Origin of the sequence: Aminobacter sp. NyZ550, from assembly GCF_025628925.2 — a bacterium.
In the GTDB taxonomy this organism is placed as follows: Bacteria; Pseudomonadota; Alphaproteobacteria; order Rhizobiales; family Rhizobiaceae; genus Aminobacter; species Aminobacter ciceronei.
This window is the reverse complement of sequence record NZ_CP114190.1, coordinates 884,930-911,834: the sequence shown is the minus strand read 5'-3', so window position 1 is coordinate 911,834 and position 26,905 is coordinate 884,930. Positions and strand designations below refer to the sequence as shown.

Annotated in this window: 29 protein-coding genes; 18 read left to right on the top strand and 11 right to left on the bottom strand. The window is 64.3% G+C overall.

The genetic code is table 11. The features are described from left to right. Positions 1-34 precede the first annotated feature (34 nt). Positions 35-415 (bottom strand): hypothetical protein, encoded by a 381-nt coding sequence (locus tag N7E70_RS04450; RefSeq protein ID WP_154386766.1) that lies wholly within the window; start codon positions 413-415, stop codon positions 35-37. Positions 416-601: 186 nt separating this feature from the next. Between N7E70_RS04450 and N7E70_RS04445 the strand changes: the two genes are divergently transcribed. Next, on the top strand, positions 602-1,546 hold the full coding sequence (locus N7E70_RS04445; protein WP_067956018.1) for a thioesterase family protein: 945 nt from the start codon (positions 602-604) through the stop codon (positions 1,544-1,546). Between the two features lie 100 nt (positions 1,547-1,646). Here N7E70_RS04445 and amaB read toward each other — a convergent pair whose 3' ends face one another. After that, entirely contained in the window at positions 1,647-3,161 is a 1,515-nt protein-coding gene (gene amaB / locus N7E70_RS04440; protein ID WP_263005640.1) for an L-piperidine-6-carboxylate dehydrogenase, read from the bottom strand. A 559-nt stretch (positions 3,162-3,720) separates the two neighbouring features. Here amaB and N7E70_RS04435 point away from each other — a divergent pair. Then, positions 3,721-4,359, top strand: a complete 639-nt coding sequence (locus tag N7E70_RS04435; protein ID WP_263005639.1) for a protein-L-isoaspartate(D-aspartate) O-methyltransferase — start codon at positions 3,721-3,723, stop codon at positions 4,357-4,359. 4 nt (positions 4,360-4,363) lie between these two features. Here the strand turns inward: N7E70_RS04435 and N7E70_RS04430 are convergent, their stop codons facing one another. The 4 genes from N7E70_RS04430 to N7E70_RS04415 all read right to left on the bottom strand — a co-directional run bounded on the left by N7E70_RS04430 (position 4,364) and on the right by N7E70_RS04415 (position 9,490). Continuing rightward, positions 4,364-4,939: a GNAT family N-acetyltransferase gene (locus N7E70_RS04430; RefSeq protein ID WP_263005638.1), complete on the bottom strand. Its 576-nt coding sequence runs from the start codon at positions 4,937-4,939 to the stop codon at positions 4,364-4,366. A 101-nt stretch (positions 4,940-5,040) separates the two neighbouring features. Then, positions 5,041-5,820, bottom strand: a complete 780-nt coding sequence (locus N7E70_RS04425) for a Bax inhibitor-1/YccA family protein (protein WP_154386301.1) — start codon at positions 5,818-5,820, stop codon at positions 5,041-5,043. 195 nt (positions 5,821-6,015) lie between these two features. Then, positions 6,016-8,559 carry an ABC transporter permease gene (locus tag N7E70_RS04420; RefSeq protein ID WP_263005637.1) on the bottom strand — a complete coding sequence of 848 codons (2,544 nt, stop codon included), beginning with the start codon at positions 8,557-8,559 and terminating at the stop codon, positions 6,016-6,018. A gap of 223 nt (positions 8,560-8,782) precedes the next feature. Beyond that, positions 8,783-9,490: an ABC transporter ATP-binding protein gene (locus N7E70_RS04415; RefSeq protein WP_182574022.1), complete on the bottom strand. Its 708-nt coding sequence runs from the start codon at positions 9,488-9,490 to the stop codon at positions 8,783-8,785. A gap of 64 nt (positions 9,491-9,554) precedes the next feature. Between N7E70_RS04415 and N7E70_RS04410 the strand changes: the two genes are divergently transcribed. After that, the gene (locus tag N7E70_RS04410; RefSeq protein ID WP_263005636.1) at positions 9,555-10,187 is read left to right on the top strand and encodes an arylesterase; all 633 of its coding nucleotides are present in this window, start codon (positions 9,555-9,557) and stop codon (positions 10,185-10,187) included. A gap of 140 nt (positions 10,188-10,327) precedes the next feature. Further along, entirely contained in the window at positions 10,328-10,924 is a 597-nt protein-coding gene (gene thpR, locus N7E70_RS04405; RefSeq protein WP_067956007.1) for an RNA 2',3'-cyclic phosphodiesterase, read from the top strand. On the opposite strand, the gene N7E70_RS04400 is transcribed toward thpR, so the two are convergent. Then, entirely contained in the window at positions 10,828-11,346 is a 519-nt protein-coding gene (locus tag N7E70_RS04400; protein ID WP_067956006.1) for a low molecular weight protein-tyrosine-phosphatase, read from the bottom strand. The genes thpR and N7E70_RS04400 overlap by 97 nt on opposite strands. 49 nt (positions 11,347-11,395) lie before the next feature. Here N7E70_RS04400 and N7E70_RS04395 point away from each other — a divergent pair, with 49 nt between their 5' ends. The 4 genes from N7E70_RS04395 to N7E70_RS04380 all read left to right on the top strand — a co-directional run bounded on the left by N7E70_RS04395 (position 11,396) and on the right by N7E70_RS04380 (position 13,497). After that, a complete protein-coding gene (locus N7E70_RS04395; RefSeq protein ID WP_067956005.1) occupies positions 11,396-11,692 on the top strand; it encodes a 4a-hydroxytetrahydrobiopterin dehydratase in 297 nt (98 codons plus the stop codon). 122 nt (positions 11,693-11,814) lie between these two features. Beyond that, a complete protein-coding gene (locus N7E70_RS04390) occupies positions 11,815-12,183 on the top strand; it encodes a YkvA family protein (protein WP_154386299.1) in 369 nt (122 codons plus the stop codon). Positions 12,184-12,422: 239 nt separating this feature from the next. After that, the gene (locus tag N7E70_RS04385; RefSeq protein WP_067956001.1) at positions 12,423-12,926 is read left to right on the top strand and encodes an invasion associated locus B family protein; all 504 of its coding nucleotides are present in this window, start codon (positions 12,423-12,425) and stop codon (positions 12,924-12,926) included. A 79-nt stretch (positions 12,927-13,005) separates the two neighbouring features. Continuing rightward, positions 13,006-13,497: a GNAT family N-acetyltransferase gene (locus tag N7E70_RS04380; protein WP_154386298.1), complete on the top strand. Its 492-nt coding sequence runs from the start codon at positions 13,006-13,008 to the stop codon at positions 13,495-13,497. 12 nt (positions 13,498-13,509) lie between these two features. On the opposite strand, the gene N7E70_RS04375 is transcribed toward N7E70_RS04380, so the two are convergent. Continuing rightward, a complete protein-coding gene (locus tag N7E70_RS04375) occupies positions 13,510-13,842 on the bottom strand; it encodes a DUF1294 domain-containing protein (protein ID WP_182574026.1) in 333 nt (110 codons plus the stop codon). A gap of 144 nt (positions 13,843-13,986) precedes the next feature. Between N7E70_RS04375 and rlmN the strand changes: the two genes are divergently transcribed. Further along, positions 13,987-15,222: a 23S rRNA (adenine(2503)-C(2))-methyltransferase RlmN gene (gene rlmN / locus N7E70_RS04370; RefSeq protein WP_182574027.1), complete on the top strand. Its 1,236-nt coding sequence runs from the start codon at positions 13,987-13,989 to the stop codon at positions 15,220-15,222. Next, complete coding sequence (locus N7E70_RS04365) at positions 15,219-15,686, top strand: hypothetical protein (RefSeq protein ID WP_182574028.1); 468 nt, start codon at positions 15,219-15,221, stop codon at positions 15,684-15,686. The genes rlmN and N7E70_RS04365 overlap by 4 nt, the downstream gene beginning before the upstream one ends. Here the strand turns inward: N7E70_RS04365 and N7E70_RS04360 are convergent. Both N7E70_RS04360 and N7E70_RS04355 read right to left on the bottom strand, forming a co-directional pair. Beyond that, entirely contained in the window at positions 15,667-16,308 is a 642-nt protein-coding gene (locus N7E70_RS04360) for a LysE family translocator (protein ID WP_067955991.1), read from the bottom strand. The genes N7E70_RS04365 and N7E70_RS04360 overlap by 20 nt on opposite strands. Positions 16,309-16,492: 184 nt before the next feature. After that, positions 16,493-17,758 (bottom strand): Glu/Leu/Phe/Val family dehydrogenase, encoded by a 1,266-nt coding sequence (locus N7E70_RS04355; protein ID WP_263005635.1) that lies wholly within the window; start codon positions 17,756-17,758, stop codon positions 16,493-16,495. A 345-nt stretch (positions 17,759-18,103) separates the two neighbouring features. Between N7E70_RS04355 and N7E70_RS04350 the strand changes: the two genes are divergently transcribed. The 7 genes from N7E70_RS04350 (at position 18,104) to N7E70_RS04320 (ending at position 25,105) form a co-directional block, all read left to right on the top strand. After that, positions 18,104-19,162 carry a dipeptidase gene (locus tag N7E70_RS04350; RefSeq protein ID WP_263005634.1) on the top strand — a complete coding sequence of 353 codons (1,059 nt, stop codon included), beginning with the start codon at positions 18,104-18,106 and terminating at the stop codon, positions 19,160-19,162. Positions 19,163-19,198: 36 nt separating this feature from the next. After that, positions 19,199-20,836, top strand: a complete 1,638-nt coding sequence (locus N7E70_RS04345; RefSeq protein ID WP_263005730.1) for an ABC transporter substrate-binding protein — start codon at positions 19,199-19,201, stop codon at positions 20,834-20,836. Between the two features lie 126 nt (positions 20,837-20,962). Beyond that, a complete protein-coding gene (locus tag N7E70_RS04340) occupies positions 20,963-22,009 on the top strand; it encodes an ABC transporter permease (protein WP_263005633.1) in 1,047 nt (348 codons plus the stop codon). Then, complete coding sequence (nikC, locus tag N7E70_RS04335) at positions 22,006-22,923, top strand: nickel transporter permease (RefSeq protein WP_263005632.1); 918 nt, start codon at positions 22,006-22,008, stop codon at positions 22,921-22,923. The genes N7E70_RS04340 and nikC overlap by 4 nt, the downstream gene beginning before the upstream one ends. Further along, positions 22,920-23,753, top strand: a complete 834-nt coding sequence (locus tag N7E70_RS04330; RefSeq protein WP_263005631.1) for an ABC transporter ATP-binding protein — start codon at positions 22,920-22,922, stop codon at positions 23,751-23,753. The genes nikC and N7E70_RS04330 overlap by 4 nt, the downstream gene beginning before the upstream one ends. Then, entirely contained in the window at positions 23,750-24,499 is a 750-nt protein-coding gene (locus N7E70_RS04325) for an ABC transporter ATP-binding protein (RefSeq protein ID WP_263005630.1), read from the top strand. Before N7E70_RS04330 ends, N7E70_RS04325 begins: the two co-directional genes overlap by 4 nt. 165 nt (positions 24,500-24,664) lie before the next feature. Then, positions 24,665-25,105, top strand: coding sequence for an RbsD/FucU family protein (locus N7E70_RS04320; protein WP_067955975.1), 441 nt, complete (start codon positions 24,665-24,667; stop codon positions 25,103-25,105). Positions 25,106-25,238: 133 nt separating this feature from the next. Here the strand turns inward: N7E70_RS04320 and N7E70_RS04315 are convergent, their stop codons facing one another. Then, positions 25,239-26,021 (bottom strand): IclR family transcriptional regulator, encoded by a 783-nt coding sequence (locus N7E70_RS04315; RefSeq protein WP_263005629.1) that lies wholly within the window; start codon positions 26,019-26,021, stop codon positions 25,239-25,241. Positions 26,022-26,142: 121 nt separating this feature from the next. Between N7E70_RS04315 and N7E70_RS04310 the strand changes: the two genes are divergently transcribed. Then, the gene (locus N7E70_RS04310) at positions 26,143-26,892 is read left to right on the top strand and encodes an SDR family oxidoreductase (RefSeq protein WP_263005628.1); all 750 of its coding nucleotides are present in this window, start codon (positions 26,143-26,145) and stop codon (positions 26,890-26,892) included. Positions 26,893-26,905: the final 13 nt, after the last annotated feature.

Genomic DNA, 26,905 nt, shown 5'->3' with positions numbered 1-26,905 from the left:
GAATTCGTCCGGCTGCAGCTATGCGGCAGCCGTCTCAGACCAGTGGTGGCGGCGCGCGCGGATTTCCGGGGTCGTGCTCCGGCGCTGTCGCCGCATCGGGTCTGAGCGCCAGAAAGACGGTCTTTGTCTCGATCTGGCGCCCGAGCAGAAGACCAGCGCCATCGGGCGGCATCACCGCGAGCGGCGAGACCATGTTGCAGCCAAGCGTGCAACACGCGGTCAAGGCAGGATGTTCGCTCTTGGCCGGTGCGGTGTGGCCGCTTGCCGAGGTGATGCAGAGCGGGTTGCCGAAAATGTCGAGCGGCGGCGTGCCCTGGCCGAGCGCCACGGCACCCGCCACCGTCTGCAGGACGAGCATCAGCGCCGCGACAAGCGCGACCCCGAACCCAAATCCCTTGCGGCGAAATCCGACCAAGCGTCGCGACCTTTTCTTTTCGGGGCCACTGATAGCATCGATGGCACGAAAGCGAAAATGGACCACGCTGCGACAAATTCTTTGTTCGAGCGAACGCCCGTCTCTCCCGTCGGCCATCGTCGCATCGGACGATGGCCTTCATTGCCATCACCGGTACGACTTGCAGTCGAGCGCGGGAGAATACGCATGAAGGCTGGCATATCGGGGTTGCGCGACGTCTGGCGCGGCGGCGTCGCCACCTGGGAATGCGACGAAATGGGCCATATGAACACGCGCTTCTACGTGGCGCGCTGCATGGAGGCCATCACCATGCTGTTCGGCCGGTCTGGCCTGCCCCGCCTGTTGGCGGTCGGCTCGGAGACGACATTGGCCGTCAGGACCATGCATATCCGCTTCCTGCGCGAGGCGCGGGCCGGAAGCTCGATGCACATCTCGGCGGGGTTCGCCGCTATAGGCAACGGCACGGCCGACATCGTTGCCATGATGTTCGACACAGCCTCGAATGATTGCGCCGCGACCTTTCGCATCCGCCTTCATCATGTCGCATCGACGGACGGCAGCGGGCGGCCATGGCCTGAGACCTTCGCCAATCATATTGCGACCGAGCTCACCGAGACGCCGAGGCTGGCAATGCCGCGTGGCACAGGCGATCTTCCCACGATGATATCCGCATCGGGCGTGCGGGCCGAACAACTCGGCCTGCATCGGCTCGGCCAAGGCGCTGTGCCGCATCAGGCCTGTGACCCCTGGGGCAGGATGCTGCCTTACGCCTTCGTCGGCGCCATGGCCGACAGCGTCCGCAACATCATCACGCCGCTGCGCGAGGCCTGCGCCCGCCACAGCGACAGGACTGGACCACATTTCGGTGCCGCAGCACTCGAGTTCCTGATCGGCGTGGACGGCCTGCCCGCAAGCGGCGACTGCTGGGAGGTGCGCTCCGGCCTCGCCCGCGTCGACGGGCGGACCATGAACATCGTCAACTGGATGCTCGACCCGTTCTCCGGAAGGCCGTTCGGCTCGATGGAGGTTGTGGCCATCTGCTTCGACCTGGAAACGCGCAAGCTTCTGCCCATCGCGCCGGCAGCACAAGCGGAGTTGGCGGGATGGACAATCCCCGACCTCACACTCTGAACCGCAAGCGGAGACGCCGCCCGCTTCTGCGGACGGCGCCTGAAGTCATGCGGCGGCTGTGGCGTGGCCGATGCCAGCGCCGCAACCGGTGTCGGCTTGCTCAGTCGATGTCGAAGCTGACGCCCTGGGCCAGCGGCAGCGCCTTGGAGTAGTTCACCGTGTTGGTGGCGCGGCGCATATAGGCCTTCCAGGCGTCCGAGCCGCTTTCGCGGCCGCCGCCGGTCTCCTTCTCGCCGCCGAACGCGCCGCCGATCTCCGCACCCGAGGTGCCGATGTTGACATTGGCGATGCCGCAGTCCGAACCCTCGACCGACAGGAAGCGCTCGGCTTCCTGCAGGTCGAGCGTGAAGATCGACGACGACAGGCCGGCGCCGACCGCATTGTGCAGGTCGAGCACAGCATCGAAGTCGGAATATTTCATCACATAAAGGATCGGTGCGAAGGTCTCTTCCAGCACCGGACCTGTCTGATCAGGCATCTCGACCAGTGCCGGCTTGACGTAATAGGCGCCGTCATGGCCCTGGTCGACGCGCGCACCGCCGGTGATCTCGCCGCCGGCCTCGGCCGCGTGCTTCAGCGCCTTCTGCATGCCGTCGAAGGCGGCCTTGTCGATCAGCGGGCCGACGAGGGCCGAGCTTTCCAGCGGGCTGCCGACCGAGACGCTCTGATAGGCCTTCTTCAGCCGCGGCACGAGCTGGTCATAGACGCTGTCATGGACGAACAGGCGGCGCATGGTGGTGCAGCGCTGGCCGGCGGTGCCCATGGCGCCGAAGGCGATGGCGCGCAGCGCCATGTCGAGATTGGCCGAGGGGCAGACGATGCCGGCATTGTTGCCGCCGAGCTCGAGGATGGCGCGGGCGAAACGTTTGGCCAGACGCGGGCCGACGTCGCGGCCCATGCGGGTCGAGCCGGTGGCCGAGACCAGCGGCACCTTGGGGTGGTCGACAAGCACCTCGCCGATGGCGCGGTCGCCGATCAAAAGCTGCGACAGGCCTGCGGGCGCATCAGCGCCAAAACGCTTTGCCGCACGTTCGAAGATCGCCTGGCAGGCAAGGGCGGTCAGCGGCGTCTTTTCCGACGGCTTCCAGACCACCGAATTGCCGCAGACGAAGGCCAGGGCTGCATTCCACGACCACACCGCAACGGGGAAGTTGAAGGCCGAGATGACGCCTGTGACGCCGAGCGGATGCCAGGTTTCCATCATGCGATGGCCGGGACGCTCGGTGGCAATGGTCAGGCCATAAAGCTGGCGCGACAGGCCGACGGCGAAGTCGCAGATGTCGATCATCTCCTGGACTTCGCCGAGGCCCTCGGAGGTGATCTTTCCGACCTCGATCGAGACCAGGCGGCCGAGATCGGCCTTTGAAGCGCGCAGCTCCTCGCCGAGCAGGCGGACAAGCTCGCCGCGTTTCGGCGCCGGCACGTTGCGCCAGGCTTTGAAGGCGGCATCGGCGCGGGCAATTACGGCTTCCGCCTCGGCTGATGAGATCGACTTGAGCGCGCCGATCTGGTCGCCCGTCACCGGGCTGCGCACGATCAGGTCGCCGCCGGTGAAGGCAGCTGCCGCAACGCCAAGCCGCTCCAGAAGAGCGGCGGTTTCGCTGGTCATGTTCATGCTGAATTCCTTTCCTCGTTCCTCACCCGCCCCGGGGCCGTTTGCGCGTGTGTTCGCGTCGTCGGGCGGGGCATTATCGCTTCGTTTCTCGACGGCCTTTGCCGCAAGACGCTTGGCAATGGCTATAGCCTGATCGACCACCTCAGCGCCACATCGGCGATCGCTGTGAGCGTGCTGTCCGGCGAATTGGCCAGACATGATCCACCGCCACGCGGTACGCGCGGCGAAGCTGACATCGATGTGAGGGAGGCTGAAAAAAACAACACCCGCCGGGGGAGGAGGTCCGGCGGGTGTCGTATTTGTGGCCAGCGTCTGGGAGGAGGTAGGCGCTGACCTATTCGTCGGAAACCTGGGAGGAGGTAGGCCCGACAAATTCGATGACTGATATCTAGCTCCGCTGCGTATCGATTTAAAGTGTTGATATTGCATAGGAGCTTTGCGTTTTGTGCAATGCAGCAAGAGGCGCCGCGCTGCACCATCTTGCGGACGCTGCGTAAGCAGCCCTGATAGGGGAACCTTGCGCAACCGCGACGGTTAAAGGGGCGACGGCAGGAAGGCCATGGTCGACTATCGGGCAGCGCGCCTCAACATGGTGGAGTACCAGATCGCCCGGCGTGGATTGACCGAGCCGGCGGTGCTGGAGGCCATGGCCGCGGTGCCGCGCGAGAAATTCGTACCCACGGCCCTGCGCGACCGCGCCTACGACGATACCGCCCTGCCCATCGCCCACGACCAGACGATATCGCAACCTTACATCGTCGCGCTGATGGCCTGGGCGGCGGAACTCGAGCGTGCCGACAAGGTTCTGGAGATCGGCACCGGCTCGGGCTATGCGGCGGCCGTCATGGCTAGGCTAGCCGGCCGCGTCGTCACCATCGAGCGCATTGCTTCGCTGGCCGACAGCGCCAGGGCTCGGCTGAACAAGCTCGGCCATGCGAATGTGCAAGTCATCACGGGAGACGGCTCGGCCGGCTGCGAGGCCGAGGCGCCGTTCGACGCCATTCTCTCGGCAGCGGGTTCACGCACCGTGCCGTCGGCGTGGAAGGAACAGCTTGCGATAGGCGGACGGCTGATCATGCCCTTGGGCCCGTTCGGCGACCAGCAATTGGTCAAGATCGTGCGCAACGGCGAGAACGACTATGCGCGGAAGACGCTCGTGGCCGTGCGTTTCGTGCCGCTTCTCGGCGGCACCGGCTGACGGCTCAGCCCTTGCCGCCTTTGGCGACGAAGCGCCGTTCCGGCATCGAGCCCGGATCCGGCGGAAGCGTCGCGCCGCCATTCAGCGCCAGTTGCATGAACACGGTGTCGAGCCAGCGGCCATGCTTGTAGCCGGAGCCTTCCATGCGGCCGGTGTGATGGAAACCGAGCCTTTCATGCAGCCGCACCGAAGCGCTGTCGGCATGGCCATCGCCGATGACGGCGATGATCTGTCGAAAGCCGAGAACAGTTGATTCGTCGATCAGCGCCTGCATCAGCGCCTTGCCGATGCCGGCGCCCTTGGCTTCCGGCGCAACATAGATCGAATCCTCGACGATGAAGCGATAGGCAGGGCGCGCACGGAACGGGCCGGCATAGGCATAACCAAGGATGACAGCGTCGCGCTCGGCGACGAGGTAGGGATAACCGGCATCCGTCAGGCTGTCGTAGCGCTCACCCATCTCGGCGCGCGAGGGCGGATCGAGCTCGTAGCTCGCCGTGCCGTTGAGCACCGCGTCGGCATAGATTTCGGTGATCCGGTCGAGGTCGTCAGGCAGCGCGTGCCGAATCTTCATGCTCATTTTTTAGGCAGTCCATTCTTCTGCCTCCATTAGAGCAAAGCTCCGAACAAATGAAAAGGGCGGCCATTGGCCGCCCTTCGAAAGTCTGATGGTCCAGCTGATTATTCGCGGTTGCCCAGGAACGACAGCAGGAACGAGAACAGGTTGATGAAGTCGAGATAGAGCGTGAGCGCGCCCATGATCGCCTTGCGGCCGGAGACGAGCACGTCGTCGCCGTCGAAATACATCTCCTTGATCTTCTGCGTGTCGTAGGCGGTCAGGCCAGCGAACACCAGCACGCCGATCGCCGAGATGGCGAACTGCAGGGCCGGCGACTGCAGGAAGATGTTGACCACCATCGCGATCAGCAGGCCGATCACGCCCATGGTCAGGAACGTGCCCATGGCGGTCAGGTCACGCTTGGTCGTGTAGCCGACAAGCGAGAGCGCACCGAAGGCGGTCGCGGTGATGAAGAAGGTCTGGACGATGCTGGCGCTGGTGTAGACCAGGAAGATCGACGACAGCGACAGGCCCATCAGGCCGGCGAACACCCAGAACGCGGTCTGCGCGCCGGAAACGCTCATCGACTGGATGCGGGCGCTCAGGAAGAACACCATGCCGAGCGGAGCCAGCATGACGACCCACTTCAGCGGCGAACCATAGAGCGCAACGCCGAGGCTGGTCAGCATCTTGCCGTTGCCCATCGTGGCGACGGCGGTGGCCGGATCGTTGGTGGTCGCCAGCGTCATGGTGCCCAGCGCTGCAAGACCGGTGATGACCAGGCCGAGCGCCATAAGGTTGTAAACCTTGAGCATGTAGGCGCGCAGGCCTTCGTCGATCGACGCGTCGGTGCGGCTGCCTGCCGTCGCCATGCGCGTCTGGTAGTTTCTAAAGTCGGACATGGTTTCCTCTGTTGCTTCTGCCCCGTCGGGTGTCAGGCCGAGACCCAGGCGCCGCTGGCGGGACTCCAGCATGCCTCCGCCGAAATATGATGTTTCTTTCAGACCTAAACAAGGCCTGTAACGCCTTGAAACCGGCTGTGAGCGCACAATCTCATACAAATGTCGTTGAAGTCCAGCCCGCGCAACGGCATTTCGTCATTCGCTGCGCAGCACCGGCGCCGCCTTGTGGCCGAGCACCCGCCAGGTGCCGACCAGACCGAAGCCGACGGTCAGCACCAGGGCAAAGACGATCGTCGCAACCGCCACCTCCGGCAGGAAGGACGATGGCAGCGTCATGATTCGCGCGACGACGAACCAGGCCGCGACCCCGCCGGCGGCGAGCGCGAAGATGGCGGTGGCGAGGCCGATCAGCATGTATTCCAGCGAAAACGCCGATATCAACGTCCGCCGCGTCGCACCGAGCGTCTTCAGGATGACCGCGTCATGGACCCGGGCACGGTTGCCGGCGGCAAGTGCGCCGGCCAGCACCAGCACCGAGGCGATCAGCGCCACGCCGGCAGCGGCACGGATCGCAGTACCGAGCTGGGCGACCAGCCGGTTGACGACGTCGAGCGCGTCCTTCACCCGCACGGTGGTGATTGCCGGATAGCTGCGCGTCACCGCGTTCAGGATCTTGACCTCGTCGGCAGGGACAGCCTTGTCTTCGGTCAGCGTCGCCAGCCAGCTGTGCGGCGCACCGGCGAAGGTGTTGGGTGAAAACACCATGACGAAGTTGATGCCCATCGATTCCCACTGCACTTCGCGGAAATTGGCGATCTTGGCCGTGACGTTGCGGCCCAGCACGTTGACGGTGACCATGTCGCCAATCTTGAGGCCGAGTTCGCCCGCCTCTTGTGCCGAGAATGACACCAGCGGCTCGCCCGAATAGTCGGCCGGCCACCACGTGCCTTGCGACAGCGTCGAATTCTCCGGCAGGTTCTTGGCATAGGTCAGGCCACGGTCGCCGCGCAGCACCCAGGCGCCTTCCGGCGGTACGTTGAGTTTCTGCACGTCGGTGCCGTTGAGCGCCATGACACGGCCGCGCAGCATCGGCACCCGCACCAGCTTGCCGCCGGGCGCCTCTGTCGCAACCAGCCTGGCAAAGTCGTCGACCTGGTCAGGCTGGATGTCGACGAAGAAGAAGTTCGGCGCCCGCTCCGGCAGGCTGCCTGATATCTGGCGGCGCAGATTGCCGTCGATCAGCGCCAGCGTGACGAGAAGCGTCAGCCCGAGGCCGAGCGACAGCACCACGGACGGCGTCAAAGCGCCGGGGCGGTGGATGTTGCCGACGGCGAGCCTGAGCGCGGTCGAGCGCACACGCGGGCTTTTCCGCGCCAGCCACTGCACCGCAACGGCTACGGCGCGCAGCACCAGAAACGAAAAGATCGTCGCGCCGACAAAAATGGTGGCGATGCGGCGGTCGCCGGCGAACCAGATCGCGAGCGCCGCGAGTATGGCGGCGATGCCCAAAGCGGTTGCGATGTAGACCAGCCGCGGCAGGCCCCGACCTTCAAAACCCATCTCGCGGAACAGCGCGGTGGCCGGCACGTCGCGGGCACGGCCGAGCGGCAGGATGGCGAAAGCAAGCGTCACCAGGACGCCGAACAGAGCGGCCATGGCAAGTGCCGCCGGGTAGACGCCGGCTTCGGCCGGCACCGGGATGACCGACTGGAGTGCTGCGCTCGCCGCAAACGGCATCAGCGCGCCGAGCGCCAGGCCGATGGCGATGCCGAGACCTGCAATAAGCAGGATCTGGATGAGATAAACTGTCAGTACGAAGCCGCCCGAGGCGCCCAGGCTCTTGAAGGTGGCAATGACGCCACGCTTGCCGTCGAGATAGGCGCGCACGGCATTCGCTACGCCAACACCGCCAACGACCAGTGAGGTCAAGCCGACCAGCGTCAGGAACTGGGTGAAGCGTTCGATGTTGGCCGACAATGCCGGCGCGGCATTGGTCCTTGTCCGCACGCTCCAGCCAGCCTCGGGGAATTCGGCATTCGCCCGCTCGCGCACATCAGCCACTTCGGCTTCGCTGGTACCGACAGGCATGCGCAGCTTGTAGGCGTGTTCGACGAGACTGCCGGGCTGGATCAGTCCGGAAGTGCTCAACCCTTCCATCGACACCAGCAGGCGTGGCGCAAAGCCGAAGCCGTCGGAGACCGCGTCAGGCTCGGTGACAAGCTTTGCCCGGAGTTCGAAGGTCGCGCTGCCGAGCTTGATGCGGTCGCCAAGCTTGAGGTTGAGCCGTTCGAACAACAGATCGGGGGCCACCGCGCCGAAGATGCCCGAGCGCTCGGCAAAGAGTTCGGCGCGGGGCAGCGCCGGCTCCGTCACCAGTTGGCCGTAAAGCGGATAGGCGTCGTCGACCGCCTTGGCTTCGACAAGCGACTGGTCGGAACCGTCTTCCAGCCGTGCCATCGAGCGCATGCCGGCATTGTGCGAGACGGTGCCGAGGCTTTCGAGGAAGGTCTTTTCCTTGTCGGTCGCCTCGCGCTGGATCAGCTGGAAACGGATGTCGCCGCCGAGCAGCGCCTGACCCTCGCTGGCAACGCCGGCGGTAATCGCCCGCGCCACCGAATTGACGCCGCCGATTGCCGCCACGCCGAGCGCGATGCAGGTCAGGAAGATCAGGAAGCCGCGCAGGCCGCCACGCATTTCACGCGCGGCAAAGCGGAAGGCGAGAGGCAGGTCCTTCAGCATGGGAGCACCTGCGATCCGAATGCCTCATTCCGCAACGCTGGCGCTCTACGTTGCCCCCCTCTGCCCTGCCGGGCATCTCCCCCACAGGGGGGGAGATTGGAGGCGGCGTCCTTGCCGCCGTTCTTGCGGCCTCGAATATTGGCTGAGACGACGGCGAAGGCTGATCTCCCCCCTTGCGGGGGAGATGGCCGGCAGGCCAGAGGGGGGTGCTCAGAAGCGAAAATCATGCCCGGACTTTCTCGGCCAGAGGCGCAATTGTCGCCGTCTCGATCCGCCCGGAGCGCATCGCCACCTGCCGGTCGCAGCGCGCGGCGAGTGCTGGATCGTGCGTCACCAACACCAGCGTCATGGCGCGTTCGGCGGCCTTGGCGAACAGGAGGTCGGCGATCTGCCGCCCTGTCGCCTGGTCGAGATTGCCTGTCGGCTCGTCGGCGATGAGGATGGCAGGCTCCGGCGCCAGCGCACGCGCAATCGCCACGCGCTGCTGTTCGCCGCCCGAAAGCTCGCCCGGATAGTGCGTGACGCGGTCGGCGAGGCCGACGGCCGCGAGCTCGCGTTCAGCGATGGCAAAGGCGTCGCGCTTGCCGGCCAGTTCGAGCGGCACGGCGACGTTTTCCAGCGCGGTCATGTTGGGGATCAGATGGAACGACTGGAAGACGATGCCGATGTTGCGGCCGCGAAACGCCGCGATCTGGTCCTCGCTGCGGCCGTTGAGCAGCTCGCCGGCGATCTTGACCGTGCCGCCATCGACACGTTCGAGTCCGGCCAGAACCATCAGCAGCGTCGATTTGCCGGAACCGGAAGGGCCGACGATGCCGGTGGCCTCGCCGGCGGCGACATCGAGGCTCACGCCCTTCAGCACATGCACTGAAGAAGCCCCCGTCCCAAGCGTCAACGACACGTCTCTCAGTTCGATGACTGCTTCTGTCACGGCAAATCTGTCCTATATGAAAATCGAAGAGGCGTGAATTTTTCCGTCATATGGGTTTTGAAACATGGCATTGAAACATCTGACCTTCGCATTCCTTGCCGTCTCTCTTGCCTTTTTCACGACCATTGCCCCGGTTTGGGCCGAACCATTCAAGATCGTCGGCTTTGGCGACAGCCTGATGGCCGGATATGGCCTCAATCCCGGCGAGAGCTTTCCCGAAAAGCTCGAAAAGGCGCTACGCAACAATGGTCACGATGTCGTGATTACCAATGCCGGCGTCTCTGGCGACACCACAAGCGGCGGCCTGTCGCGGCTCGACTGGTCCGTCCCCGACGGAACGCAGCTGGTCATACTGGAGCTCGGCGCCAACGACATGCTGCGCGGCATCGACCCGGCGCTCGTCGAGCAGAACCTCGACAAGATGCTTGCCCGGCTCCGGGAGCGAAAGATCGAGGTGCTGCTGGCCGGCATGGTTGCGGCGCCAAATCTCGGTCACGCTTATGGCGAACAATTCGGCACGATCTATCCGAGGCTGGCCGAGAAGTACGGCGTGACGCTTTATCCGTTCTTTCTCGATGGCGTCGCCGGTGATCCGAAACTGCTTTTGGAGGACGGCATGCACCCGACAGCAGAAGGTATCGACCGCATGGTCGCAAAGGCGCTGCCGACTGTCGAAAAGACAATTGCCGGCAAATGAACGTCGTCATGCATCGTTGCAACACATCCGATTTCGTTGCGTGGTCGAAACAGCAGGCGCTGAACAAAGCGCTTGCCCGGCGCAGCGATCGATGATTCGCTGAGCCCTACGAACTGCGATTCGAGGAAGGGAGCCTGGCCATGCCGCGACTTTTCACCGCCCTCGAAATTCCGCGTGATGCCGCCTTATCGCTGTCGCTGCTCAGGGGCGGCCTGTCAGGCGCCCGCTGGATCGATGTCGAAAACTACCACCTCACCTTGCGTTTCTTCGGCGACATCGAAGGCCACGTCGCCGACGAGATCGTCGAAGCACTCGACCGTGTCGACCGTCCGAGCTTCCAGCTCACGCTTTCGGGTGTCGGCGCCTTCGGGCAGAAAAAGCCGCACGCGGTCTGGGCCGGCGTCACACCCTCGCCGGAGATGAACGCGCTGCAGGCCGAAATCGAGCGCATCAGCAAGCGCCTCGGCCTGCCGTCGGATCCGCGCAAGTTCACCCCGCATGTCACGCTGGCGCGGCTCAGGAACACCAGCCCGCTCGATGTCGCACACTATCTGTCAGCGCGCGGCAACTTCGCCACCGTGCCCTTCCGTGTCGGCCGCTTCGTCTTGATGTCGTCGCGCGACTCGGTCGGCGGCGGCCCCTACATCGTCGAGGAAGCCTGGCCGCTGAATGGCGTCGACGCCCGCGCTGCCAGCCGGTCGGCAAGCGCCTCCGAAGCGTCGCGGATCATGCGGTAGACCGCAGCGAAGCCGTCTTCCCCGCCGTAATAGGGATCGGGCACGTCGCGTGGTCCACCCACGGCCTGGCCGATGAAAAGCTCGACACGCTCGGCCAAGCTCGCCGGCGCAAGCGCCCGGAGATCGTCGACATTGGAGCGATCCATGCCGAGGATCAGGTCGAAGCGCTCGAAATCGCGCGCCACAACCTTGCGGGCCTGCTGGGCGGTGATGTCGATGCCATGCTCGGCCGCAACCGCGATCGACCGCGGATCCGGGGCCGAACCCGCGTGCCAGCCGCCCGTGCCAGCCGAGTCGATTGTGTATTCGCCATCCAGCCCGCGCTCGGTGAGCACGGCCCGAAACACACCTTCGGCAAGGGGCGAACGGCAAATGTTGCCGAGGCAAACGAACAGAATTGATTTTACCGGCTTCTCGCTCATCGATCCCGCGCTATGCTGGTGAACACTTCGCATATCACGGGAGCATGAAATGGCCAGAGAGAAACTTGGACAGCAGGAGCTGAAGGCAGCGCTCGACGCGCTCGGCGGCTGGACACTCGCCGCCGACGGGTTGTCGATGTCGCGCAGCTTCGTGTTCAAGAACTTCAGTGAGGCCTTCGCCTTCATGACCCGCGTCGCCATGGCGGCAGAACAGCTCGACCACCACCCCGATTGGTCGAATGTCTACAAGACGGTCGACGTCACGCTGAACACCCACGACGCCGGCGGGCTGACCGAGCTGGATTTCAAGCTGGCCAAGCGCATGAACGGCTATTTCGGTTCCTGAGGCCGGCATCTTGCAGAGGGGACCGAACCTTCCCACATCTTTGATCGCGCATTGGCACCGAAACCGGAACCGGTTTCCGGCAAGCGTGAGAAGATAGAGTTCGGGCAAAGGAGATTGTCTGGATGGTGAAGTTTCCCGGCTTTGACAGCTTTCGCGGCGGCGTGAACGGCGCTCCGGCAAGCGAAGCCGAGGTGCGCGAGAAGTTCTGGCGCACCGCCAAGCGCGCTGCCCGCCACGTGCCTTTCATGGAAGAGGTGGTGGCGGCCTATTATTGCGCGCTGGACAAGGACACGCCGCTGCGAGCCAAAGGTATCCTGTTGGCGGCGCTCGGCTATTTCATCCTGCCGGTCGACACCATTCCCGATGTCATACTGGGCCTCGGCTTCACCGACGACATCGCCGTGCTGACCGCTGCGATCACGGCGGTCCGGGCGCACATGACACCGGCCCACCGCCTTGCCGCGAAGGAAGCGCTGTCACAGGACCAATGACAGCGCTGCCCGCTTGTTTCATCCTGAAACGAAAAGTCAAACTCTTGCCGTTTTCGTGGTTTTCAACCACGTCAGGGACAAGGTGCCCGTCCACGATGGGCAGTTCGGCGGGGTTCCATGCGATGAATGTCCTTTCTGAAAAGCATTCACCCTTTGGTAACCCAGATTAAATCAAAATGAAGCGAACGGGCGGGCGCGCAGTCGGCCTGCCCCGCTCCATTTGAACTACAGGAAAAACGATGCGCGGTTTGATAGCTACAATTTCGGGTCTGGTGCTTGCAGTGTCGGCAATGCCGGCGCTCGCCCAGTCGGCGACCAAGATCGGCCAGCACAACGCCTGGGGCACCTACAGCTACCAGGCGCAGAACGGCAAGGTCTGCTACGTGCTGACGGTGCCGACCGACAAGCAGCCGTCGACGCTCGACCATGGCGACATGTTCTTCTTCGTCAGCCAGCGCCCCGGCCAGAAGGTTTCCTTCGAGCCGCAGTTCATCGCCGGCTACAATTTCCAGGAAAACTCCAAGGTCACCGTCACCATCGGCGACAAGTCGTTCTCGATGTTCACCAAGGGAAAGTCGGCCTGGGTCGAGAACGCAGCCGAGGAACCTGCCCTGATCAGCGCCATGAAGGGCGGCTCGGACATGAAGGTCTCGGCCAAATCAGGCCGTGGCAACCCGACCAATTACGTCTTCTCGCTCAAGGGCATTTCGGCGGCGCTGACGTCGATCACCACCTGCAAGTAAGCGCAGACGCAAGACAGGTTTTCGAAAGCCGGGCGGCCCGATCGCCCGGCTTTTTTGCGACAGGAGCCGGGGTCTGCAGATGCACAGGATCATTGACGGGACCAGTAGCCAGCTCGACCGGGCCGCGATCATCTGGGCGCGGGCGACGGCGGTGCGCGACAACGATCCTGATGTGGCGACGCTCGACGAGGCGCGGCCGATCATTTCGCGGGTGCTCGCCAGCTCGGAGCGGGCTCTGCTCGCCATCGCCGAGGCCACCAATGGGACCGCTGTTGCCTTCGGTGCCATTGCGCCGATGCCGGGAGATGGCAACGTGGCGGAACTGCACTATTTCGGCGTCGACCCGGACCATTGGGGCAAGGGCGCGGCAGTCGAATTGCTGGCCGGCATCGCAGCGCTGCTGCGCGAGCGCGGCTTCGATGCGGCCGAACTCGCGGTCTATTCGGACAATGAGCGCGCCGTCCGGCTTTACGAACGTCTCGGCTGGCGGCGCCTGGGCGAACCGGTGCCACACCAACGCAGCGGCCGGCCAGAGCAGCGCTACCGCCTGGTGCTCCGCCCAACCGCCTGAAACATCTTCGGCCTAAGACACGGCCGGCCGGCTCAGCGCATCAAGCAACCCCGAGGCCCATTGCGGCGCGATCAGCCAGATCGCCAGTACGGCAATGGCGACCGCATGCGCGATGACAATTGTGTAGAGCCGCGATCGGAACGGCTCCTTGCGGGTCTTGTGTCGGAACAGGTGCTGGGCCGACAAGGCACCCAGGCTGCCACCGGCGAAGGCGAGCCAGAGCAGGGTTTTCTCGGGGATGCGCCGGCCGCCGGCGCGGGCCAGATACTTGTCGCGCCAGAAGGCAGCGAACGCCGCAAGATTGACGACGAGCGCCACCAGGACAACGTTAAAGATGTTGCTCATCGGGCCAGCATCCCAGCCATTGCCTAACAGACTGCAAAGCTGCGGCACAAATGCATGGCCGCCAAAACGTGACGCAGCGCCAGACCTGTGATATGTCGCGCCAAAATCCTACATTTGCCGATATCTACAGCTAGCTGAGCCCGAATGACCCTTTCGCTCGACCTTACCACCGATGCTACCCGTGACGCGTTGCGCGCCCGTGCGGCCGCGCCCGTCAAGGGCGAGCTGATCGGCCTCACCCGCGAGGAGCTTGCCGAAGCGCTCGTTACGTCAGGCGTCGTCCCCGAACGCCAGGCCAAGATGCGTGTCCAGCAGCTCTGGCACTGGCTTTATGTCCGCGGCGTCTCCGACTTCGCCGACATGTTCAACATCTCCAAGGACCTGCGCGCCGAGCTCGCCAAGCACTTCACAATCGCGCGGCCGGAGATCGTCGAGGAGCAGATTTCCTCGGACGGCACGCGCAAGTGGCTGTTCCGTTTCCCGCCGCGAGGCGCCGGTCGCCCGGTTGAAATCGAGACCGTCTACATCCCCGAGGAAGGCCGCGGCACGCTGTGCATCTCGTCGCAGGTCGGCTGCACGCTGACCTGCTCGTTCTGCCACACCGGAACCCAGAAGCTGGTGCGCAACCTGACGGCGGAAGAGATCCTGGCGCAGCTGATGACGGCACGCGATCGGCTCGGCGATTTCCCCGACCGCGACACGCCCGCCGGCGCCATTGTTCCGGCCGAGGGCCGCAAGGTCTCCAACATCGTCATGATGGGCATGGGCGAGCCGCTGTACAATTTCGAGGCGGTCAAGAAGGCGCTGCTGATTGCCTCCGATGGCGACGGGCTGGCGCTGTCCAAGCGCCGCATCACGCTGTCGACCTCGGGTGTCGTGCCGGAAATCTTCCGCACCGGCGAGGAAATCGGCGTCATGCTGGCGATCTCGCTGCACGCCACCAATGACGACCTGCGCGACCTGCTGGTGCCGATCAACAAGAAGTACCCGCTCAAGGATCTGGTCGACGCCTGCCGCAACTATCCCGGCCTGTCGAACGCCCGCCGCATCACCTTCGAATATGTGATGCTGAAGGACGTCAACGACAGCCTCGAAGATGCCAAGGCGCTGGTCAAGCTGCTCAAGGGCGTGCCGGCCAAGATCAATCTGATCCCGTTCAATCCATGGCCCGGCACCAACTATCAGTGCTCGGACTGGGAAACGATCGAGAAGTTCGCCGACTACATCAACAATGCCGGCTATGCCTCGCCGATCCGCACCCCGCGCGGCCGTGACATCCTCGCCGCCTGCGGCCAGCTCAAGTCGGAATCCGAGCGCATGAAGAAGAGCGAGCGCCTGGCGCTCGAGGCGATGATGATCGCGGGACACGGCGAGGCGTGAGCCGCGTCCTCGTCTATCTCGGCAAATTCGCCCACATGGTGCTGGGCTATGCCGCGGCGTCCATTGCCGCCAGCGCCTTCCTCAACGTTGTGTTCCTTGGCGTTGCGGGCCTGATAGCCACCGACATACCGCCCGAGGTAGCCAGCGGCTCGATGGTCTTCACCATTCCGTTCATCGCGCTGTTCGTCGCCTATTTCGGCTTCGTGCCGGCAGTCGTCGTCATGCTGCTCGCCGAATTGCTCGGCAAGCGCGACTGGCTGTTCTACGCCCTTGCCGGCGGCTTCGTGGCGCTGGTCTTCATAGGCGTCGCCTACCAGAGCGGCGACGGCGGCTTCGCCTATCGCGATCCGCTCTGGCCGGTGTCGATCATCGGCAGCGGTTTGGTCGGCGGCATCGCCTACTGGTTCGTCACCGGCCGCTTCGCCGGCGCGCTCAGGAATACCCCTACTTCGCCTGCGCCGTGAGAATCTTCAGCGCGAAGGCCGAGAACACCCCTGCAAACAGATAGTCGACGATGCGCGTCACGCGCGGACTCTTCTTGAGCAGCCCGGCGAATTTGTCGGCGGCAATCACCATCGGCGCCGTCACCGGCAGCGACAGGACGATGAACATCGCACCGAGGAAGAACAGCTTGCCCGGCGCGTTGGTGTCGTGGGCCGAAACGAACTGCGGCAGGAACGTCATGAAGAACAGGATGATCTTCGGGTTGAGCAGATTGATGCCGAGGCCGGTGGCCCAGTTCTGGAACACAGAGCGCGGCGCACGCTTGGTGGTGTCGGGCGAAAACGCCGAACCCTTGGTGATCGCCTGGAAGGCGAGCCAGACCAGGTAGCCGGCACCGACGACCTTGAGCGCCATGAAGGCTTGCGGCGAAGCGACGATCAGGGCCGAGAGGCCAAGCGCCACCAGCGTGGTGTGGATGACGATGCCGGTCATCGCGCCTGCCATGCAGGCAAAGCCGGCCTTGCGGCCTTCCGACAACGCGCGGCCGACGAACAGGGTCATGTCGGGTCCGGGCGTGATCGCGATGATGAAGGTTGCGATCGCGAACTGGATGATGGTCGACCAATCGGGAATGAAGGACATAATCGGGCCGCCGGATCTGCCTGGAAGGCAAGGGTTGTGGGGATTTTCCGGCAATAGCCCTAATCGCACCAATTCGGCGCTTCAACCGGAAAATAGCAGGCCAGAGCAGGGCACCGGCCTGACAAATGAAGATGAAAGACGGACCGCCGGGCCGAATGGCCCGGCGCTACACCTCCGGCGTGGCTCAGCTGTCGAAGTAGCTCTGCGTGCCGTGCGCCTCGATCGCCTCAGCGAGACGGCCAAGCGCATGCACATAGGCGGCTGTCCGCACCGAGATCTCCTTCTTGCTGGCGACGTCCCAGATGGCGCGGCCCTCGCGTTCCATGATGGCGCGCAGCCGGTCGTGAATCTCCTCGATCTGCCAGTAGAAGCCCTGGCGGTTCTGCACCCATTCGAAATAGGAGACGGTGACGCCGCCGGCGTTCGCCAGGATGTCGGGCAGCACGACGATGCCCTTCTTTTCCAGGATGGCGTCGGCTTCCGAGGTCACCGGACCGTTGGCGAGCTCGAGCACGATGCGCGCCTTGACGCTGTCGGCGTTGTCGACGCGGATCATGTTTTCCAGCGCCGACGGCACCAGGATATCGCAGTCGATGCCGACGAGCGCGTCGCCGGCAAGCAGCTCATGACCGTGTTGACCGGCGGTCGAGGTCACCGAACGGGCGCTGTTCTTGGCCGCAAACAGGCGGTCGAGGTCGAGGCCGTCGGATGCATGCACGGCACCTTCCGAATCCGACACGGCAATGATCTTGTGGCCGTCCGAGGCAAGCAGGCGGGCGATATGCTGGCCGGCATTGCCAAAGCCTTGCACGGCAATGCGCAGGCTGCCCTTGAGCCCGAGTTCGTCGGCGAGGTGCCGCACGAGATAGAAGCCGCCTCGCGCGGTGGCGTCGCCGCGGCCGAGCGAGCCGCCCAGCGCCAGCGGCTTGCCGGTGATGACGGCGGGCGAAGCCTGACCGACGATCTGGGCGTACTCGTCGGCCATCCAGCCCATGATCATCGAGTTGGTGTAGACGTCTGGTGCCGGGATGTCGCGGTCGGGCCCGATGATGCGGGCGAAGGCCTGCATGTAGGCACGCGACAGGCGCTCCAACTCGGCTTTGGACAGCTTGCGCGGGTCGACCTGCACAGCACCCTTGCCGCCGCCATAGGGCAGGTTCATCACGGCGCATTTGAAGGTCATCCAGAACGCCAGCATCTCGACCTCGTCGGCGGTCGATTCCGGATGGAAACGGATGCCGCCCTTGGTCGGGCCGCGGGTGTCGTCATAACGGCAGCGCCACGAGAGGAACGATTTTCGCGAGCCGTCGTCCATGCGGATCATCAGCCGTGCCTTGGTCGTCTCGCGGGCGAACTTCAGTTTCTCGATCACGTCGGCGTCGACGTTCAGGTGTTTTGCCGCCTCGTCGAGGCGCACGAGTGCGTGATCAAGAAGACTGCCTTCTGTCATAATGAGTATGTCCTGTGATTGGATTGGCGATGTGATGCACGGCTCATCGACCGCACCCGACCCGCCTGCACAAAAAAGCGCCAGCGCACAACGTCCAGCCAGAGCCAATCACTGCCGCTGCGTCAGCCCCGGGGGCAGCCAAGGGCGGTCAACCCCTCATATCGAGCCGGGTTGAGGACCGTGGCGGCCGTTTCAGGCGCGAGTGGTCCAGGCATGGCTTAGTGTTGGTCCTGGATAGGGCTTCCCCAGCGGAACCGCGGCTTCGACCCGTCGGGCGCCCGTTGGCACATGTTGACTCCCCCCGCCCGGCATCCTTCAACTGCCTTCCACTTACAGGAGTGGGTAATGCAGGCAGTATTCGACGGTCACAACGACGTCCTTTTCCGGTTGTGGCAGAACGCCGCCAAGGGCGCCGATCCGGTGGCCGAGTTCATCGAGGGCACCCGCCAGGGCCACATCGACATGCCGCGCGCCGCAAAGGGCGGCCTCGTCGGCGGCCTCTGCGCCATCTACATCACATCGGCCAGCATGCCCGACGAGCAGCGCGACGAGAACGGCCACTACGCCATTCCGCTGTGCAAGCCGCTCGAACGCGCGCCGTCGCTCGACATCGCCCTCGACATGGCTTCGATCGCCTTCAGGATCGAGCGCGCCGGCGGCTGGAAGATCTGCCGCACAGGCGCCGACATCGACGCTGCGCGTGCCGAAGGCAAGTTTGCAGCCGTGCTGCACATGGAAGGCTGCGAGGCGATCGACGCCGATCTCGCCGCACTCGACGTGTTCTATGCCGCCGGCCTGCGCTCGCTCGGCCCTGTCTGGAGCCGCAACACCGTCTTCGGCCATGGCGTGCCCTTCGCCTTCCCGTCGAGCCCCGACACCGGCCCCGGCCTGACCGAAGCCGGCAAGAGGCTGGTCAAGGAATGCAATCGCATCGGCATCGCCATCGACCTTGCCCACATCACCGAGAAAGGCTTCTGGGACGTGGCCAAGCTCAGCGACCAGCCGCTGGTCGTCAGCCACTCCAACGTTCATGCGATTACGCCGATCAGCCGCAACCTGACCGACAAGCAGCTTGCAGCGGTGCGTGAGAGCAACGGCCTTGTCGGCCTGAACTTCGCCGTCACCATGCTGCGCGAGGACGGGCTGAAGAGCGTCGACACGCCGCTCTCGGACATGATTCGCCATATCGACTATCTCGTCGAACATGTCGGCATCGATGGCGTGGCGCTGGGTTCGGACTTCGACGGCGCCACCGTGCCGGCCGAGATCGGCGATGCCGCCGGCCTGCAGAACCTCGTTGCCGCCCTCAGCGGCGCGGGCTACGGTGACGACGATCTGGCGAAAATCTGCCGCGACAACTGGCTGAGGGTCTTGCGCTCGGCCTGGCACGAAACGGCAGCCTAACAACAAATAATCGTCAACTTGGGGAACTGAAAAATGATGCTTGGTAAAATGAACGGACACTTCCGTCTGATGCTTGCCGGCGCCGCTCTGTCGGCGATGGTCTTCGCGGCGCCGGCACTTGCGGCGACGCCGGCCGACACGCTGGTCCAGGCATGGGCCATCGACGACACCATCACGCTTGACCCGGCAGAGTCCTTCGAGCTCAGCCCGGCCGAATTCCTCGGCAACGCCTATGACATGCTGGTACGTCTCGACATCAACGACACCACGAAGGTGCGTCCCGGCGTCGCCGAAAGCTGGACCGTCTCCGACGACGGCCTGACCTACACCTTCAAGCTCAAGTCGGGCCTGAAGTTCGCATCGGGCAATCCGATCACCGCCAAGGACGTCGCCTGGTCGTTCGAGCGCGTGGTCAAGCTCGACAAGAGCCCGGCCTTCATCCTCACCCAGTTCGGCTTGACCAAGGACAACGTCACCGAGAAGGCCAAGGCCGCCGATGACAGTACCTTCGTCTTCACCGTCGACAAGTCCTATGCGCCGTCCTTCGTGCTCAACTGCCTGACCGCCACGGTCGGTGCCGTGATGGACAGCAAGCTGGTGCTCGAGCATGTCGCTCCTGTTACACCGACCGACGAGTACAAGTTCGACAACGACTTCGGCAATGGCTGGCTGAAGACCGGCTACGCCGGCTCGGGTCCGTTCAAGATCCGCGACTGGCGCGCCAACGAGATCCTCGTGCTCGAACGCAACGACAACTATTATGGCGACAAGCCGGCGCTTGCCCGCGTCATCTACCGCCACGTCAAGGAAAGCGCGACCCAGCGCCTGATGCTCGAAGCCGGTGACATCGATGTTGCCCGCAACCTCGAGCCGGGCGATCTGGAAGCCATTTCGAAGAATGCCGAGCTGGCCACCACGAGCGCGCCGAAGGGCACCGTCTACTACATCAGCCTCAACCAGAAAAACCCGAACCTGGCCAAGCCTGAAGTGCGCCAGGCGCTCAAATATCTGGTCGACTATGATGCCATCGGCTCGACGCTGATCAAGGGCATCGGCGAAATCCGCCAGACTTACCAGGCCAAGGGCGTGCTCGGCGCACTCGATTCCAACCCGTTCACCTTCGACGTCGCCAAGGCCAAGGAACTGCTGGAAAAGGCAGGCCTGAAGGACGGCTTCTCGGTCACCATGGACGTGCGCAACACCCAGCCGGTGACGGGCATTGCCGAATCCTTCCAGCAGACGGTCGGCCAGGCCGGCGTGAAGGTCGAGATCATCCCCGGCGACGGCAAACAGACCCTGACCAAGTACCGTGCCCGCAACCACGACATGTATATCGGCCAGTGGGGCATGGATTACTGGGATCCGAACTCCAACGCCGAGACCTTCACCTCCAACCCGAACAATGCCGACGACGGCACGGTGAAGACGCTGGCCTGGCGCAATGCATGGGATGTGCCGGAGCTGACCGAAAAGACCAAGGCGGCCTTGCTGGAACGCGACAACGACAAGCGTGCGACGATGTACAAGGAACTGCAGCAGGCAGCCCTCGACACCAGCCCGTTCGTGCTGATCTTCCAGCAGACCGAGGTCGCCGGCCTGCGCGGCAACGTCAAGAACTACAAGCTTGGACCGAACTTCGATTCGAATTTCGTCGCCCCCGTGACCAAGGAATGATCCTGTACGGCGCCGCGCGTTCTCCGGAACACGCAAAGCGACGCTGTAGCCATTCGAGTCTGCGCATGACATCCGCAAGGGGCCGTGCGCAAAAGGATCGGACCATTGAGCACTGCTGATACACAAATGCCCGCGAGGCGCGCCAACAGGCGCGCCTCCACCATTCTCAAGGCGGTCGCCAGTTTCGCGGTGATCGTGGGGACCACCTATCTCGGCCTTCTGGCCGTCACCTTCTTCATCGGCCGGGTCGTGCCGATCGACCCCGTGCTCGCCATCGTCGGCGACCGGGCGCCGGCTCACGTCGTCGAGCGGACGCGCGAGCAGATGGGCTTCAACCTGCCCTATTACCAGCAGTTCTATCTCTACGTGAAAGGCGTGCTGTCAGGTGACTTCGGCACCTCGGTGCTGACCACCAACCCTGTCATGGCCGACATTCGCCGCGTCTTCCCCGCGACCATGGAATTGGCCACAGTCGGTACCGTCATCGGTGCCGCGCTAGGCATCCCACTCGGCGTACTCGCTGCCGTCAAGCGTGGCAGCCTCGCCGACCAGATCGTCCGCATCATCGGCCTGATCGGCTATTCGGTGCCGATCTTCTGGCTCGGGCTCCTGGCCCTTCTGGTGTTCTACGCCCGCCTGGGCTGGACTGCCGGCCCCGGCCGCATCGACGTCGTGTTCGAATACACCTTCACGCCGATCACCGGCTTCTACCTGCTCGACGCGGTGCTCAACCGCGACTGGGCAGCCTTCAAGGACATCTTCGCCCACATCATCCTGCCGGCGTCGTTGCTCGGCTATTTCTCGCTCGCCTATATCAGCCGCATGACGCGCTCCTTCATGCTGAACGAGCTGAGCCAGGAATACATCGTCGCCGCCCGCGCCAAGGGCCTGTCGGAAACCCGCATCATCTGGGGCCACGCACTGCGCAACGCCGCCGTGCCGCTGGTCACCGTCATTGCCCTTTCTTATGCCGGTCTGCTCGAAGGCTCGGTGCTGACCGAAACCGTCTTCGCCTGGCCGGGCCTCGGCCTCTACATCACCAACTCGCTGCAGAACGCCGACATGAACGCGGTGCTGGGCGGTACGATCGTCATCGGTTCGGTGTTCATCGCGCTCAACCTGCTCTCGGACCTGCTCTATCGCCTGCTCGACCCAAGGACGCGCATCCGATGAGCGAGACCGCCATGACCCGCCGCGAATGGCTGCTCACCGATCGGCCGCAATCGCGCCTGCAGGCGCGGCTCGGCCGCACCTACCTGACCTGGCGCCGCTTCACCGCAAACAGACTGGCCGTCATCGGCCTCGGCATTATCCTTCTGCTGCTGTTTATCGCCGCCTTCGCCCCGCTCCTGGCGCCGCATTCGCCCTATATCGGCGACCTCAAGAACGCCCGCCTGCTGCCGGCGAGCTCCACCTACTGGCTCGGCACAGACGACCAGGGCCGCGACATCCTCTCGCGCCTGATCTACGGCTCGCGCCTGACCTTGCAGGTCATCGTGCTGGTGGCGATCATCGCCGCTCCGATCGGCCTCCTGGTCGGCACGGCCGCCGGCTATGCCGGCGGATGGGTCGATGCGGTGCTGATGCGCATCACCGACATCTTCCTCGCCTTCCCCAAGCTGGTCCTGGCACTGGCCTTCGTCGCCGCTCTCGGGCCCGGCATCGAAAACGCCATCATCGCCATCGCGCTGACCTCGTGGCCGCCCTATGCCCGCATCGCCCGCGCCGAAACGCTGACCGTGCGCAATTCCGACTACATCGCAGCGGTGAAATTGATGGGTGCCTCGCCGATGCGCATCGTGCTCCGCCACATCATGCCGCTATGCATCTCTTCACTGATCGTCCGCGTCACGCTCGACATGGCCGGCATCATCCTGACCGCCGCCGGCCTCGGCTTCCTCGGCCTCGGCGCCCAGCCGCCGCTACCTGAATGGGGCGCGATGATCGCCTCGGGGCGCCGCTTCATCCTCGACCAATGGTGGGTGGCGGCAGCACCGGGTGCTGCGATCCTCATCGTCAGCCTTGGCTTCAACCTGCTCGGTGACGGCCTGCGCGACGCACTCGACACACGCAGCGGTGGCCAATGAGCACGTTGCTGCATGTCGAAAATCTCCGTGTCTCCTTCCCCACCCGCACCGGCGTGGTCGAAGCGGTGCGCGGCGTATCCTTCGCGCTCGGCCAGGAACGGCTCGGCATCGTCGGCGAAAGCGGTTCGGGCAAGTCGCAGACCGGCCGCGCGATCATGGGGTTGACGCCACAGCAGGCAGAGATCAGGGCCGGAAGGCTTGAATTCAGCGGCATCGACCTGCTCAAGGCCTCCGTCGCCGAGCGCCGGGCGCTGCGTGGCAACCGCATCGCCATGATCCTGCAGGATCCGAAATATTCGCTCGATCCGGTCATGACCATCGGCCGCCAGATCGTGGAGACGCTGCGGACGCATGAAAAGGTCAGCAAGTCGGCGGCCCGCGAGCGCGCTCTCGACATGCTCGCCGCCGTCCAGATTCGCGACCCGAAGCGGGTCTACGACCTCTACCCGCACGAGGTCTCGGGCGGCATGGGCCAGCGCGCCATGATCGCCATGATGCTGATTGCCGGGCCGGAACTTCTGATCGCCGACGAACCGACCTCGGCGCTCGACGTCACTGTCCAGCTCGACATCTTGCGCATTCTAGACCGGCTGGTGATCGACCGCGGCATGGGCCTGATCTTCATTTCCCACGACCTGCGCCTAGTCTCGACCTTCTGCGACCGCGTCATCGTCATGTATGCCGGCAAGATCGTCGAGGAACTCAAGGCCTCGGAACTGTCGCAGGCGAAGCATCCCTACACGCAAGGCCTGCTCAACTGCATGCCCAAGATCGGCGCCGACCGGCACCCGCTGCCCGTGCTCGACCGAAAGCCGGAGTGGCTGCTGTGACCCCTGCTCTCTCGATCGACAAACTGCGTGTGGTCTACGACGATTTCGTCGCGCTGAAGGACGTCAGCGTGACCGTGGCGCAAGGCGAATCCTTCGGCCTCGTCGGCGAATCCGGCTCGGGCAAATCGACGCTGCTGCGCGCCGTCGCCGGTATCGCGCCCGTTTCCAGCGGCACCATCGACGTCAGCGGCAAGCGGTTGGGCAAGCTCAGGGACAAGGAATTCTATCGTCAGGTGCAGATGGTGTTCCAGGACCCGTACGGTTCGCTGCACCCGCGCCAGACCGTCGACAGGTTGCTGCTCGAACCGCTCGACATTCACGGTTTCGGCGACACCGAGAAACGCATCCAGCGCGCGCTCGACGAGGTCGGCCTCGGCTCCGGCTTCCGCTTCCGCTACTCGCACCAGCTCTCGGGCGGCCAGCGCCAGCGCGTGGCGATCGCCCGTGCGCTGGTCCTCGAACCGTCGATCCTGCTGCTCGACGAGCCGACATCGGCCCTCGATGCTTCGGTGCAGGCCGAAGTGCTCAACCTGCTCGAACAAGTGCGCCGCGACCGCAAGCTGACCTTCGTCATGGTCAGCCACGACCTCGGCGTCATCACCCACATGTGCGAGCGGCTGATGGTGATGCAGGGCGGACAGGAGGTCGAACGGCTGCAGGCCGGCGACCTCGCCACGCGAAACGTGGCGCAGGACTACACGCGCAACCTTCTCGTTGCGAGCGAAGGTTTCGTCCGCGACGCCTAGGGTGTTACGGAAATGCGGAAGTCCGTTTTCCGCATTTCCGCGAAAGGCGAAAATGTCAGATGGACAGCTTGCGCGCGCAAGCACTTGCCTGCAATTCTGGACTGGAAACTATGGCGTTCAGGTGCGGCCGCCCCGCATCCGCAACCCGCATCTCAGGTGACAAAAATGCTCCTTGGCATCGATCCGCTGCTTGGCCCCGACGTGCTCTACGTGCTCCGCGCCATGGGCCATGGCGACGACCTTGTTATCGCCGATGCCAATTTCCCGGCCGATGCGATGGCGAGGCAGACCGTCTTCGGCCGGCCACTGCGCATCGACGGCGACATCGTCAGCGTCATGAAGGCGGTGCTGTCGGTGATGCCGGTCGACACTTTCGTCGACGACGCCTTCGGCCGCATGGAAGTGGTCGGCAAGCCGGACGAGATCCCCGAGGTGCAGCGTGAGGTCGGCAAGCTGATCGAGGGCACGGCCACCAAGATGGTCGGCATCGAACGCTTCGCCTTCTACGAGCGTGCCAAGAAGGCCTATGCCGTCATCCAGACCCAGGAACGCCGCTTCTATGCCGACTTCGCCGTGCGCAAGGGCGTGGTACCGCCGGGGGGATGAACCGCGTCTTCGGCGCAGGTCTAGGAGAGCCAGAACTTTCCCTGAAAGGGGCGCAGCCGCCCCCTCAACCGCCTGCCGGTACGTAGCATCGAGCTCTGCGCTACGCAGCGCCAAAGCAACGTCCAACCCGCGCCTACGACAGCGACAGCTTGGCCGCGACGTCCTTGAGCAATGCCAGCGTCTGGTCGATGTCGGCCTGCCTGTCGTCGATCCGCAGGATGTAGGGACAGGTCAGCACGGCGATGGCATACCCGTCCGGCGACAGGATCGGCACCGAGATGTCGTCGATGGCGCGCATTTGCTGGCTCGGGCCGACGCGGTGGCCGAGATCGCGATAGCTGGTCAGGATCGACTCCAGCTTTTCACGTGCACTTGCCTGCCTGGTGCCTTCCCAGCGCGCAGCTGCCTCGGATTGCGAATGCGGGTCCTGGAAGGCGAGCAGGATATGACCCGAGCTGGTGGTCAGGAGATCGATATGGGCGCCGATGCGGATGCCGAATTCCCAGTTGCCGGGCGGGCTGGCATGCGCCACCACGATCGCCGCGTCGCGGTCGGGCGCTACCAGATGACATGACTGGCCGGCAGCCACCGAAAATGCATCCATCAAAGGCTGAGCCCGCGCCACCAACCGCCTTATCGGCGGATGCCGATGGGCGAGGATGAAAAGCTTCATGGTCAGCGCGTAGCGGTCGCCCTCTGGTGAGCGGCTGACAAAGTCGCGCGCCACCAGACGTTCGAGCATGCGGTAGACCTCGCTCGGCCCACGTCCCATCGCCTCACCGATCTCGGCCCGGGTCAGGCCACCCGGTTGCTCCGAAAGCAGCTCGAGAATGTCCAGGCCCTTGTCCAGTGCCGGTGCGCGGTAGCGTTCGTCCTTGTCGACGCTATTGGCGGTCTTTGCCGGCCCTTTTGGCATGACGCGAGATCCTCCCTGTCGACCGGCCCCACGATTCCCCATTGCAAGGTCGGTTCATTTATGAATAGTATGTTCGTATATAGACAGAAGCGCAAGCAGTTTGCTGGGAGGAGCGACGGTTATGCGACTAAGCGGGAAACGCATTTTCATTTCCGCCGCCGCTCAGGGCATCGGCCGCGCCAGCGCGCTGGCCTGCGCCAATGAGGGCGCCCATGTCATCGCCACCGACATCAATGACGACGCGCTCAAAGCGCTTTCGACCGAGCATAAGAACATCGAGACCCATCGTCTCGACGTCCGCGACGGCAAGGCCGTGGCAAGCTTCGCCGCCGGCCAGGCGCCGCTCGACGGGCTCTTCAACTGCGCCGGCTTCGTCCACAACGGCACCATCATGGACTGCAGCGACGAAGACTGGGACTTCAGCTTCGACCTGAACGTCAAGAGCATGTACCGCACGACCAAGGCGTTCCTGCCCGGCATGCTCGAACGCGCCGAAAAGACCGGCGCCGTGTCGATCCTCAACATGGCCTCCATGGCTTCGTCGATCAAAGGCTTCCCCAACCGGCTGCTCTACGGCGCCACCAAGGCGGCGGTCATCGGCTTCACCAAGGGCATGGCCGCCGACTATGTGCGCCGCGGCGTGCGCTGCAACGCGCTCTGCCCGGGCACAGTCGACACGCCGTCGCTGCGCGGCCGCATCGCTGCTGCCGCCGACCCGGTGCAGGCCGAAAAGGACTTCATCGCCCGCCAGCCGATCGGCCGGCTCGCCACGGTCGACGACATAGCACCACTGGTCGTCTATCTCTTGTCCGACGAGTCGCGCTTCGTCACCGGCCAGGCGTTCCTGGTCGACGGCGGCGTCACCATATAGGCGGAGCGGCGGC